Here is a 12,402-nt window from a genome sequence, read left to right on the forward strand (position 1 = left end):
GAGATGACCAATGGTTCGTATTTTGCGTTGGTTCATTCGACTGTATCAAATTGCGATTAGTCCGCTTCTTGGACCCCGTTGTCGTTATATCCCAACTTGTTCCCAATATGCGATAGAAGCATTACAAACTCATGGTGCAATCAAAGGCGTTTGGCTATCTTCTAAACGTATTTGCAGATGTCATCCATGGGGAGGCTCCGGATATGATCCGGTACCGCCAAAAGCAATTCGTTTTATTTCGTTTCATCAAATAGATTCTCAAACGCATCATGTTGCTGTACCCTTTCGTGATCGTTTAATGAAGCAAAATCTCTCTAACCATTTGGGGTAATAGATATGCAACAATGGGCCAGGTTTGCAATTCTCGGGGCCATGTTTGTCACCGCATATTTGCTCATTTTGGCTTGGCAAAAAGATTATGGAAATGCTGCAACTGCACCGCAACAACAAGCGGCGGCTGTAAGTTCACATGAAATATCTGCTGATTTGCCAAATGCTAAAACTGCAACAGTGGCTTCCGATGTGCCACAAGCAAATATTGCGCAGTCACAAACCACAGATGCGACAGCACCTGTGAATCAACAGCTTATTTCAGTACAAACTGACCTTTATCATCTTTGGATTAATCCAAAAGGTGGTGATATTGTTCGTATTGAATTACTCTCTCACGACAAAAGCAAAGACAGTAATCAACCTTTTGTTATGCTTGAAAATGATGCCAAGCGTACATATGTTGCTCAGTCTGGCTTAATTGGTTTGAATGGACCAGATAGTAGTCGTGGTGGTCGTCCGTTATATGCGGTTGAAAAAACATCATATACTTTGGCTGATGCTAAGGGTGTGCAGGATCAAAAGGGTCAGTCTGAAAAAGTTTTAAGCGTACCAATGGTATTTAAAACACCAGAAGGCGTTGAAATTATTAAAACTTTTACCTTTACCCAAGGTCAATACCCGATTGTTGTAAGCCATCAAGTGATTAACCGTAGCCAACAAAACTGGCAAGGTCAGATGTTTGGACAGTTAAAGCGTGATAACTCTGAGGATCCTGGTAAGTCTTCTCAAGGTATTTTTACTCTAGGGACGTTCTTAGGGGGAGCTTGGGGTACGCCTGATTCACACTATAACAAGCTTAAGTTTGCTAATTTCTCAGAAGAAAAATTAAATGCTGATGCTAAAGGTGGGTGGGTTGCGATTGTTCAGCACTATTTTGTAAGTGCTTGGATTCCAGGAAACCTTAAACTGACTCAAGCAAATGGTCAGCCTTATGTTGCTAAGCTTGAATCACGTCAGTCTGCGGATCATATGAATATTATTGGCTTTACTTCGCCAGTAATTAATGTTCCAGCTGGCACTTCAATGGAAGTAGATGCAAAGCTTTATTCAGGTCCTAAAGTACAATCTGAATTAAAAGATTTAGCTGTCGGTCTGAACCAGACTGTGGACTATGGTTGGTTATGGCCAATTGCGAAGTTATTGTTCTTAGGTCTTCAATTCTTCCATAGCATTGTAGGCAACTGGGGATGGTCAATCATCTTACTTACCATTATGGTGAAGATGATTTTGTGGCCTTTATCTTCAAAAAGTTATCGTTCTATGGCGAAAATGCGTGTGATTGCACCAGAAATGCAACGCATGAAAGAAGAGTTCGGTGAAGACCGTATGCGCTTCTCGCAAGAAATGATGGCGCTTTATAAACGTGAACAAGTGAACCCATTGTCTGGTTGTTTGCCATTATTGCTACAAATGCCAATTTTCCTTGCGTTGTACTGGGTACTCATGGAAAGTGTGGAATTACGTCACGCACCATGGTTAGGCTGGATTCAAGACTTATCTGCAATGGATCCTTGGTTCATCTTGCCGTTAATTATGGGGGCGACAATGTTTGCTCAGCAAATGTTGAACCCGCAACCAGCTGATCCAATGCAAGCGAAAGTATTCCGCATTATGCCGATTATGTTCACGGTATTTATGTTGTTCTTCCCTGCGGGTCTAGTGTTGTACTGGATTGTGAACAACAGTATTACCATTTTACAGCAATGGTTTATTAACAAGAGTGTTGAGAAAAGTCGTCTAAACAAGACTGAATCAGCATCTTAATCGTTGAACTTTTGCTGAATCAATCCGCTTAAGATGGTAATCTTAGGCGGATTTTTCTTTGGCTGTATTTTAGGTTTTTTAGGTGAATAATATGCAAAGTCAAACCACAATTGCTGCAATTGCAACGCCACCAGGGCGTGGCGGAGTGGGCGTGATTCGCTTATCTGGACCTAAGGCCTATGATATGGCTCAAAAACTGACACAAAAAAACTTGCCTGAAGCGCGTATGGCAGGTTTTCGTAAGTTTTATGATGCTGATGGAAGCATTATGGATGAAGGGATTGTCCTATGCTTTCCAAATCCGCATTCGTTTACTGGTGAAGATGTTGTCGAGTTACAAGGGCACGGCGGTCCAGTCATTCAAAATGCTCTCCTTGGCCGTCTATTCGAGCTGGGTGCGATTGCTGCAAAAGCTGGGGAATTCTCCATGCGAGCTTTTGAAAATGGCAAAATGGATTTGGTACAAGCGGAAGCTATTGCCGATTTAATTGATGCCACCTCTCAAGCTGCGGCTCGTTCGGCAGTTCGTTCTCTGCAAGGTGCATTTTCAACAAAAATTAATACAGTTTTAGAAAAACTGATTCATTTACGTTTGCACGTAGAAGCTGCGATTGATTTTCCAGAAGAAGAAATTGATTTTTTGGCTGATGGCAAAATTTTAGCTTTACTGGAAGATGTTCAACAGTCGGTGCATGCCGTTCAAACTTCTGCACGACAAGGGCAATTACTCCGTGAAGGTCTACAGGTTGTGATTGCGGGTAAACCAAATGCGGGTAAATCGAGCTTGTTAAATGCGCTTGCTGGTGTAGAACGAGCGATTGTAACGGACATTGCTGGTACGACTCGTGATGTTTTGCATGAAAAAATTAGCTTAAATGGTTTACCAATTACTTTAACTGATACAGCAGGTCTTCGTGAAACGGGAGATGTGGTCGAGAAAGAAGGTATTCGCCGTGCAATCAAAGAAATTGAGCAGGCCGATCTGCTGTTATTGGTCTACGATTTAAATCAAGGGGATGACCCATTGCAACTCGCTCAAGAATACTTTGCTGAACATATTGAACCGCGTCGTCTCATGTTAATCGGCAATAAATGTGATTTAACTGGTCAATCTGCCGAAATAGGTGATTATCAAGGATTCCGTCATATTACAGTTTCAGCAAAACAAGAGATGGGTGTACAAGGCCTCGTAGATGCGATTACAGCGCATGCAGGCTTTCACCCTGAGGAAGATACATTTATTGCGAGAACTCGTCATTTAGACGCAATGAAGCGCACTCAGCTCTATTTGGCAGAGGCACGTGAGCAACTTGTTGTATTTAACGCTGGTGAACTCGTTGCTGAATCACTACGTCTTGCTCAAAATGCTTTAGGTGAAATTACTGGAGACTTTAGTGCCGATGATCTATTAGGCAAAATCTTCGGTTCGTTCTGCATTGGAAAATAATTTTAAATAATCTGGATGATACGTATTGTTGTGTCATCCAGAACTTTCTTTTAGCCATATCTTTTTAAAACTTTTAAAAATTCTTCTAGCTCATTTTGATCGATTTCTGCACCTTTAAGCACATGATGATGTAAGTGCTGTTCCATTAATTCACTCATTAAACCGTTTATAGCACCTTTTATGGCTGCAACTTGCTGCAAAATATCGATACATGAAGATTCTGCTTGTTCTATCGCATTTTCAATGCTGTTGATTTGTCCTTTTAACCGTTTTACACGATTAAGAATTTTTTTATCCTGACCAATGTGACTCATCTGTTTTCTCTTGTAGAATTTAATATACTGGTAGGGAGTATATTGGGTTTAAATTTTATGCAGGATCATAGTGTATCACGTCATCATCAACATCAGTTTGATGAAGGAAATCCCTTAGCACAAAAACGGATTTTGATTGCAACCATTTTAACGGCGTCCATGATGGTACTGGAAGTATTTGGTGGATGGTTCTTCAATTCAATGGCACTATTGGCCGACGGTTGGCATATGAGTTCACATATGTTGGCCCTTGGTTTAGCTTACTTTGCCTATCGTGCAGCCCGTCATTATTCGAGTGATCACCGTTTTAGCTTTGGAACTTGGAAAATTGAGATTTTAGCCGGCTATAGCAGCGCAATTTTGCTGATGGTTGTGGCTATTTTTATGGCTTTTCAGTCAGTTCAACGTTTATTTAACCCGGTGGAAATTTTTTATAATGAAGCTATTCCAATTGCAATTTTAGGTTTAGTTATTAACTTGATTTGTGCCTGGTTACTTCATGATGATGGTCACCATCACCATCACCATCACCATCACCATCACCATCACCATCACCATCACGAGCATGGCCATGGGCATCATCACCATGATTTAAACCAAAAAGCTGCGTTTTTACATGTGGTTGCAGATGCAGTGACTTCTGTTTTTGCAATTGTAGCGCTTTTCGCAGGTAAATATTTTGGATGGGATTTTTTAGATGCACTTTTAGGAATTCTAGGTGCTATTTTAGTTGCAAAGTGGTCTTTTGGTTTAATGAAAGAGACAGGAAAAACCCTTCTAGATGCTGAAATGGATCATCCGGTAGTTCAAGAAATTCGGGAAGTCATAACTGAATTTCCAAAACATGTTGAAATTACAGATATTCATGTCTGGAAAGTCGCAAAAGGTAAATTTTCTTGTATTTTGGCGCTTGAAACTGACGATATCTCTTTAAATGCAGACCAGATTCGTCATGCTTTATCGATTCATGATGAAATTGTGCATATTTCAGTAGAAATTAATACCTTAAAACCTGTTTATGTTCCACGTGAAACATTGGCATAACTGAGTAGAAGTTTGGTTATAACTCGGTAATCAGTTCTGTTTTCACTAACGGAACTGATTAAAATGTTCTCCTCTCCTGCCTCCGAGTCGGTTTTATGATTAAAAAATTAGGAATATTGGCGTTATTTAGTTTAACTACAAGTTTGAGTTTCGCTAATGTAGATACAGTTCGGGAAAATATTAAAAAACAATATCCTAATTTAAAAATTAGCAATATTCAGAAAACCGAAATGCCTGGGTTATATAGCGCCAATCTAGATCAACAAATCATTTATCTTGGTGAAGATGGTCAGCATATGTTGGTAGGCTCTATGATCCGCTTAAAGGACCAGAAGAATTTAACTAAAGACTTAGTTCTAGGACAAAACTCAATTGATTGGAAGCAATTACCTTTAAAAGATGCCATTAAAACGGTCAAAGGTAATGGTCAGCATGTTTTAGCGGTATTTTCCGATCCGAATTGCCCTTACTGTAAAAAACTTGAACCTGAACTCGATAAACTTAAAGATGTAACAATTTATACGTTTATTTACCCTTTAAAACCTCAGTCTATTGTCGTTTCCAGACAAGTTTGGTGTGCACCGAGCCAATCATACTCTTGGAAGAAACTGATTGAACAAGGTGTAAAACCAACAGTTGCGAGCTGCGCAAACCCAATTGATCGGAACTTGGAACTTGGAAGAAAATTAGGTTTTAATGCTACTCCTACCCTAATTTTTGCAAACGGTTTTAAACTAGTAGGTGCGAGGTCTGCTGAAGAAATTCAGGAAGTTTGGAAAGAGCTAGGCCTGTAAATAAAAAAAGCACCATTAGGTGCTTTTTTTATGAATGAACTGAAGTTTAGCTTTTTCGTGCAATCAAGTTGTAAATAAACAAAATGATGACTGCACCAATTACGGAAGCGATAAAGCCCGCAGCTGAATTTTCTCCGTAAAGACCAAGTAAACGACCACCATAAGTGGCTAAAAGTGAACCTGCGATACCAATTAAAGTAGTAACGATAAAACCTGCTTTATCATCACCAGGATGTAAAGCACGTGCAATTAAGCCTGCGAAGAAACCAACCACAATAGCAACAATAAGTGACCACATATTTGTTCTCCAGTTGTTTTTTTGATGAAGTTAATGATTTTGCTTCATATTCTATCGTGCGACAGAGCCAACTGTTTTGTCTGTAGCAGATTGCGACTTTTTGTGTCTTTTTTGTTCAAAGCTAAAACGTTATATAAAAAAATAGCACCTTATGGTGCCATTTTTATGAAATTTATAAACCAATCTCACCAATAAATGGCAAGTGACGATATTTCTGGTCGTAGTCTAAGCCATAGCCTACAATAAACCGATCTTCAACTTCAAAACCTAAAAACTTAACTTCGAGATCAATTTCACGGCGTGATGGTTTACTCACTAATGTGCATAATTGAATCGAATTTGGTTCGCGAGTTTGCAACATTTCCACAACTTTGCTTAAGGTGTTGCCAGAGTCAATAATATCTTCAACCACCAGCACATCTTTACCACGAATTTCACCGTCAAGATCTTTTAAGATTTTAACGTCTCGACTTGAAGTGGTACCGCCGCCGTAACTAGACACTGTCATGAAATCGAGTTCGTGCGGTTTGGTAATGGTACGGCATAAGTCTGCCATGAAAATAACAGAACCACGAAGTAGACCAATCAGAACCAATTCTTTGTCACTATTTGCATAATGAGAATTGATTTGCTCGCCGAGCTCTTTGACTTTTGCTTGAATTTCTTCGGTTGAAATCATGATGCTCATTGCAACAGTCATGGCAGATTCCTACAAGATATAAAAGAAAAAATAAAAAAGGTGTTGACCTGCAACACCTCGAAAATCTGAGTTAATGGTAAAATTTTAAAGCAAAATGACGTTTCATGCACCCTTTGATGGGTCTGAAATTTTATCATTTTGCGGATTATGTCGATCATGCTTTAATGCAAGAGCACATATTCCAAATAATAACAAAAACTTAACAATGCCTTTTTTATTTGGCTGTTTCTTTTTGATAAGCACGGTTTCCATAAATATAAGTCGCCTCAATATTACGGTCATCACCTAAAGTGAATAATGCAAACAGTGAATCTTCAACAGACTTAGATTTAGACTGGCGAAGCTCCTGTAATGCTGTTGGCTTTAGGTTGAGTACCACAAAGTCTGCTTCTTTACCGATGTTGAAGTTGCCTAACTGATCTTGTAAATCAAGCGCTTTTGCTCCGCCTAAGGTTGCATGATAAAGCGCTTCATAAGCTGAAAGTTTATCACCTTGTAATTGCTGAACCTTATAAGCCTCGTTAACAGTTTGCAGTAAGCTAAACGAAGTACCTGCACCAATGTCTGTCCCCAAACCTACTTTGACTTGCTTTTCCCAAGTTTTTTTCAATGGGAATAAACCACTACCTAAGAACAGATTTGAAGTTGGGCAAAATGCGATAGCCGATTGTGTATCATGCATACATTGCCATTCTTCATCTTCTAAGTGAACACAATGCGCAAACACAGAACGTTTACCAGTTAGGCCATAGTGTTGATAAACATCTAAATAGCCAGCTTGTTCCGGAAATAAAGATTTCACCCAAGCGATTTCATCTTTGTTTTCACTTAAATGCGTATGGACATAAACATCTGGAAATTCTTGTTTTAGCTGCCCTGCTCTTTCTAATTGCTCAGGTGTAGAAGTCGGTGCAAATCGTGGCGTAATCGCATACAGAGCACGGCCTTTACCATGCCATTTTTCAATGAGTGTTTTAGTATCGCTGTAAGCCGTTTCTGGTGTGTCACACAGCGCTTCAGGGGCATTACGGTCCATGAGTACCTTACCGGTAATTAAACGCATCTGAACGCGTTCTGCGGCTTCAAATAAGGCATCCACAGATTCGGGATGAACTGTGCAGAACACCAGCGCTGTGGTTGTGCCGTGTTTTAAGAGTTCCTGAACAAAGAACTGGGCAATTTCGCTTGCATATGCTTTGTCTTGAAACTGTATTTCGGTTGGGAAAGTATAAGTATTAAGCCAGCTTAAAAGTTGCTCGCCGTAAGCTCCCACCATTTCGGTTTGCGGGAAGTGAATATGGGTATCAATAAAGCCAGGTACAATTAATTGTTCTGGATAATGTTGAACCTCAACTCCAGCAGGTAGATGCTGCTCTGCATCTTCCCATGCACCAAACCATTTGATCTTTCCATGTTCACTAATCAATACACCATCTTCCAAATAACGTACTTGATTTGGAATATCAGTTGGCTCAGAGACAGTTTGTTGAATATCTAAAAAACGACCACGCACAACGGTGGTATTTGCGATCAATGACATGGATAGCCTATATATTTTCACTTTTTTCGATTGATTGTACCCCAGTTAGCCAAGATTTAAACCGTATAACGTTTACTTAGTCCCCATTCAGCCAAAATCCGTCGATAAGTCGTTGATGAACGGTCTGCTTCAAAATGTGCTTCCATCATTAGATCGAGCGGTAGTTCTTCTGGTTTTTGTGATTCGACCATGTCTTGGTCTTCGGCAAAAATTTGCGCATTAAATGCATATACTTTTTCTAAATCACCTGTTTGGTCAAAGTTACGTGTGAGTGGAACAAATAAACGGGTTTTATTACTTGAGATAGGACAACAGGCGTTCAAAATTTTTAAGACCCCACTTTCTGGGAAATCGACAGTAAGCACGGCAGAAAATGGCGGATAAACCTCAAAAGTACGCTTCCACAAAAAGCCTTCTGGTTCGAGATGTTTTAGCTCATGCGGATAATTACTGACATTGCTGATATAGACCGTTTTTAAGCCGTAGTTGGTACGTTCAGTGTGATATTTAGGGACGATGGGATTATCACGATTCGCAAAGGCGTTGTGATGCACCCATGCAAAATGAGCGACATCGATAAACCCTTCAAGCTGACGACCGCTAGAGCCACCAATATCCACAAAAGGTGGCAAAATTGCTTGATGCTCTGCATCATCCCAAGTATCTAATACAGGAATATTGGCTTGAGTAATATCACGACCATGAATACTGGTCCAAATGAGACCGTATCTTTGCACAACCGGAAATTTAGTTAGAGAAAAACGATCAGAAATTTTGGTTAGCTCAGGTTGAGCTGGTATTTGGGTACATTTCCCTTCGGTGTTGTAACGTAGACCGTGATAAGGACACACAATCTCCTCACCATCAACCCAACCTTTGGTTAAAGGCACGCCACGATGGGGACAAATATCGCGGACCAGATGAATTTCACCACTTTCTGTCTGGTAGAGTGCCATATTGACGTCTAGTAGTGTGACTCGTTGAGGCGCAGTAGAGACATCTTGAATACGCGCTACCGGATACCAATGGCTCGATAAAATTTCCCAATCTTTTGCATCAAAACTGCTGTTACACGGCATGGCAAGCGGCGTTAAAGTTGGAATCGCATTCATGGCATCACTCCTTAAAAAAATCAGGGCTCTCACGAGCCCCTAAAATCTAGGCTTTTTTCTTTTTTGGAGATGCAAAGAGCTTGCCAATATTGATTTTTAAGAAAATAAATTAGATAAAAATATTAAAATACAAGAGGTTAATTAATACTATTTTTGAATTTTTGTTCTAATTTAACTTTAAAACCTAAAGTTTATTATTCGCTATGTACTTAGAATGCACTGATTGATTGCGTTGAGGGCACAATAAAAAAGCACCTAAAAAGTGCTTTTTTATATCTGTCTAGGTGTTTATTAATCGACAAAATAATGCGCTGCAAAATGGGCGTCATTACCAATAATGTCATAACAATCTTCACGAATAGACATGCCTGCACATTGATGTCCAACCATCCATAAACCAAGAGTAGGTAGTTGTCCTGAAAATAATGGGGTGTCTACCCATTTCTGTACGACATAACCATATTTGTCATAGTCATCAAAATAAAAGCTACCAGAAGCCGTGCCTTGGTCATGGCCGTCTTGTAAAACTCGAATATTGGCACCTTCCCTTGCCAAAATTGGCTTTTTCACCCATTTACCGGACAAACTTTGCTGCGGGTTATAGGTATGGGATTCGACTAATAATGGATGGTTTGGATAACGCTTCCAAAGCTCAACCAGAATCGCCTTATTTGAAAGTAGCATTTTCCAGCAAGGTTCTATCCATTGTGTTTGTGGGTGGATATATTGAGAAAATGCTTCTTCCCAGATCCATTCCCATGGATAGAGTTTAAATATGTTTTGAATGGGCTGATTATGGAGATCAACAAAATCTTGCCCGTTCCAGCCTATGTTCTCCATAGAAAGCTCAGAAACTTGTAGATGAGCTTGGTAAGCGGTATCCATCAAGTACTCTAAATTGCCCCAGTCTTCCCTTCCCGCTTCCTGACAGGCAGCAAAATGCACATGGCTACCCCGCGGTAAAATTGTCTTCCAGCGTTTAATCAGATCTTCGTGAATGCTATTGAACTGGTCTCGGTTTGCAATGCCCGAAACTTGTTCTATCCACAGCCACTGTGCGACAGAAGCTTCGAGTAAGCCAGTCGGTGTGTCTGCGTTATATTCCAGCATTTTGATATTTCGCCCATCGTAAGCGAAATCAAAGCGGCCATACAGCATCGGAGCATTTTGTTTCCATGAACGTTCAATATGGTTTATAGCGGTTTCGGGAATTTGAAAGTAAGCAGGATAGTCACCCCGTTGAATGAGATCTCCTACTATCGATAAACACATCTGATGCAGTTCATTTGCTGCATCTTCAAGTTGTTCAATCTGCTTAAGCGTAAATTCATAAGCAACCCCTTCAGACCAGTAAATTGAGCCATCGAGAGAAGGTAAATTAAAATAATCGAAACCAATATTTTGATGCTCCACTTGCCAGTCTGGACGTGGAGTAAATATTTTTCTTTTCATATTCAGTGAATGCCTGAGGAGTTAGCCGCCGAAAGAGAAGCCGCTACGACCAAATCCCCCACGAATTGGGGATGAAGAAGATGCGCTTTTCGCCGTACTTGAAATAATGGGGTGACCTACACTCAAATTGCTGTAAGGATGTAAGGTATTGCCGTGAAAAGAAACTTCCCGATTGTTTCGATAATACGCGGGACCTAAATAGCGGCTACCAACATAGCTAGAACCATGTCCACTTGAGCTATTTTCTTGTTTACATGTTTCGTTATTCCAGTCGCGAGCACAGTCATATTGGTTGTTATATACGTCTTGTACTAATGGACCATCTTTATGGCTACATGCCGTGAGTAATAAAGGGACCACGACAAGATTAATTTTTTTAGAACGCATGAGACTCCACACATTTTAATAAGTATGTTCGGCATGAAATACCGAATCGCTGTTATCTATTATGTTTCTGATTAGGAAAGATAAATTTTTAGTTGGCATATGATATTGATCTGTTTTTTTAAAGTACAGTCTCTTTTAAAAATTTAGATAACAAGGCATCTACACTTGAGATGCCTTGTTGTAATGAATTAAGACTGCAATTGTTTTTTGTTGTGTCGTAAAGAAAGGTAAGCAGTGATTGCTAACACTATGATAATAAAGCTTAACGAGATCCAGATTGGCATATGGAATACATCAAGCAATAACATTTTTGCACCAATGAACAATAAGATAATGCCTAAGCCATACGGTAAGTAATGCAGTTTAGAAGCAGCGCCAGCAAGTAAGAAGAACATTGCGCGTAAACCTAAAATTGCCATTAAGTTCGCCGTTAAAACAATAAATGGATCACTCGTTACTGCGAAAATAGCAGGAATAGAATCTACCGCGAAAATTACGTCTGAAGCTTCAACTAAAATTAAAACTAGAAATAACGGCGTTGCCCACAATAAACCATTTTGACGTACAAAGAATTTGTCACCTTCAAGCTGTGGCGTAATACGCATGTGCTTACGTAGCCACTTTAAAACTTTGATGTCTTCGATATTGGTTTCTTCTTCTTGGCCTTTTAAGAATTTGAAACCTGTATATATCAAGAACGCACCAAAGATATAAAGCACCCAAGAGAACTCTTGAACGAACCATGCACCAATAAAAATAAAGAGAGTACGCAGTACGATTGCGCCTAATACGCCGTAGAGCAAAATTTTACGTTGTAGTGCCGCTGGAATAGCAAATGCCGCAAAAATCATTAACCAGACGAAAACGTTGTCAATCGCGAGGGACTTTTCAAGTAAGTAACCTGCAAAGTATTCCATGGTTTTTTGGTTTGCTAAGGTCACCCCAACCGTTTGTTGAAGATAAAGCCATAAACCGCCACCAAATAAGACCGCGACGCTTACCCACGCCACACTCCAGTAGGCAGCTTGCTTAATTGAGACATCCTGGCCCTGCTTTTGTTTAAAGCCCAAGAAATCAATTAGGAGCATGACAATGACTATGCCAAAGAATGCTACGTACAGCCATAAATTGCCGATTGTTTCCATAAATCCTCCCTACATCCGGCAATTGGGCATAAAAAAACCTCGACCAGTTGCCAGATGAATTAAACATCTGTA

General features: G+C 39.9%; 13 protein-coding genes. 5 read left to right on the forward strand and 8 right to left on the reverse strand.

The genetic code is table 11. The annotated features are described in order from the left end of the window. The first annotated feature begins 10 nt into the window (after positions 1 to 10). The 3 genes from yidD (at position 11) to mnmE (ending at position 3,544) form a co-directional block, all read left to right on the forward strand. Positions 11 to 331 (forward strand): membrane protein insertion efficiency factor YidD, encoded by a 321-nt coding sequence (gene yidD, locus HMPREF0014_RS21105; RefSeq protein ID WP_002051924.1) that lies wholly within the window; start codon positions 11 to 13, stop codon positions 329 to 331. Between the two features lie 5 nt (positions 332 to 336). Then, positions 337 to 2,097: a membrane protein insertase YidC gene (gene yidC / locus HMPREF0014_RS21110; RefSeq protein WP_004711270.1), complete on the forward strand. Its 1,761-nt coding sequence runs from the start codon at positions 337 to 339 to the stop codon at positions 2,095 to 2,097. 91 nt (positions 2,098 to 2,188) lie between these two features. Next, the gene (gene mnmE, locus HMPREF0014_RS21115) at positions 2,189 to 3,544 is read left to right on the forward strand and encodes a tRNA uridine-5-carboxymethylaminomethyl(34) synthesis GTPase MnmE (protein WP_002051891.1); all 1,356 of its coding nucleotides are present in this window, start codon (positions 2,189 to 2,191) and stop codon (positions 3,542 to 3,544) included. A gap of 50 nt (positions 3,545 to 3,594) precedes the next feature. On the opposite strand, the gene HMPREF0014_RS21120 is transcribed toward mnmE, so the two are convergent. Beyond that, positions 3,595 to 3,858 (reverse strand): metal/formaldehyde-sensitive transcriptional repressor, encoded by a 264-nt coding sequence (locus HMPREF0014_RS21120; protein WP_002051959.1) that lies wholly within the window; start codon positions 3,856 to 3,858, stop codon positions 3,595 to 3,597. Between the two features lie 57 nt (positions 3,859 to 3,915). Here HMPREF0014_RS21120 and dmeF point away from each other — a divergent pair, with 57 nt between their 5' ends. Further along, entirely contained in the window at positions 3,916 to 4,902 is a 987-nt protein-coding gene (gene dmeF / locus HMPREF0014_RS21125; RefSeq protein WP_020992342.1) for a CDF family Co(II)/Ni(II) efflux transporter DmeF, read from the forward strand. A 95-nt stretch (positions 4,903 to 4,997) separates the two neighbouring features. Continuing rightward, a complete protein-coding gene (locus HMPREF0014_RS21130; RefSeq protein ID WP_006581472.1) occupies positions 4,998 to 5,696 on the forward strand; it encodes a DsbC family protein in 699 nt (232 codons plus the stop codon). A 46-nt stretch (positions 5,697 to 5,742) separates the two neighbouring features. On the opposite strand, the gene HMPREF0014_RS21135 is transcribed toward HMPREF0014_RS21130, so the two are convergent. The 7 genes from HMPREF0014_RS21135 to HMPREF0014_RS21170 form a co-directional block, all read right to left on the reverse strand. Next, positions 5,743 to 5,994, reverse strand: a complete 252-nt coding sequence (locus tag HMPREF0014_RS21135) for a GlsB/YeaQ/YmgE family stress response membrane protein (RefSeq protein ID WP_000269732.1) — start codon at positions 5,992 to 5,994, stop codon at positions 5,743 to 5,745. 172 nt (positions 5,995 to 6,166) lie between these two features. After that, positions 6,167 to 6,694, reverse strand: a complete 528-nt coding sequence (gene hpt, locus HMPREF0014_RS21140; RefSeq protein WP_002051884.1) for a hypoxanthine phosphoribosyltransferase — start codon at positions 6,692 to 6,694, stop codon at positions 6,167 to 6,169. A gap of 214 nt (positions 6,695 to 6,908) precedes the next feature. Next, positions 6,909 to 8,234 (reverse strand): guanine deaminase, encoded by a 1,326-nt coding sequence (gene guaD, locus HMPREF0014_RS21150; protein ID WP_020992343.1) that lies wholly within the window; start codon positions 8,232 to 8,234, stop codon positions 6,909 to 6,911. A 56-nt stretch (positions 8,235 to 8,290) separates the two neighbouring features. Next, positions 8,291 to 9,346 (reverse strand): aromatic ring-hydroxylating dioxygenase subunit alpha, encoded by a 1,056-nt coding sequence (locus HMPREF0014_RS21155; RefSeq protein ID WP_006581475.1) that lies wholly within the window; start codon positions 9,344 to 9,346, stop codon positions 8,291 to 8,293. 291 nt (positions 9,347 to 9,637) lie between these two features. Next, the gene (locus tag HMPREF0014_RS21160) at positions 9,638 to 10,798 is read right to left on the reverse strand and encodes a glutathionylspermidine synthase family protein (protein WP_006581476.1); all 1,161 of its coding nucleotides are present in this window, start codon (positions 10,796 to 10,798) and stop codon (positions 9,638 to 9,640) included. A gap of 21 nt (positions 10,799 to 10,819) precedes the next feature. Continuing rightward, positions 10,820 to 11,185: a hypothetical protein gene (locus HMPREF0014_RS21165; protein ID WP_016804248.1), complete on the reverse strand. Its 366-nt coding sequence runs from the start codon at positions 11,183 to 11,185 to the stop codon at positions 10,820 to 10,822. A gap of 188 nt (positions 11,186 to 11,373) precedes the next feature. Beyond that, the gene (locus tag HMPREF0014_RS21170) at positions 11,374 to 12,330 is read right to left on the reverse strand and encodes a TerC family protein (protein WP_006581478.1); all 957 of its coding nucleotides are present in this window, start codon (positions 12,328 to 12,330) and stop codon (positions 11,374 to 11,376) included. Positions 12,331 to 12,402 lie beyond the last annotated feature (72 nt).

Source organism: Acinetobacter sp. RUH 2624 (assembly GCF_000162375.2).
In the GTDB taxonomy this organism is placed as follows: domain Bacteria; phylum Pseudomonadota; class Gammaproteobacteria; order Pseudomonadales; family Moraxellaceae; genus Acinetobacter; species Acinetobacter nosocomialis.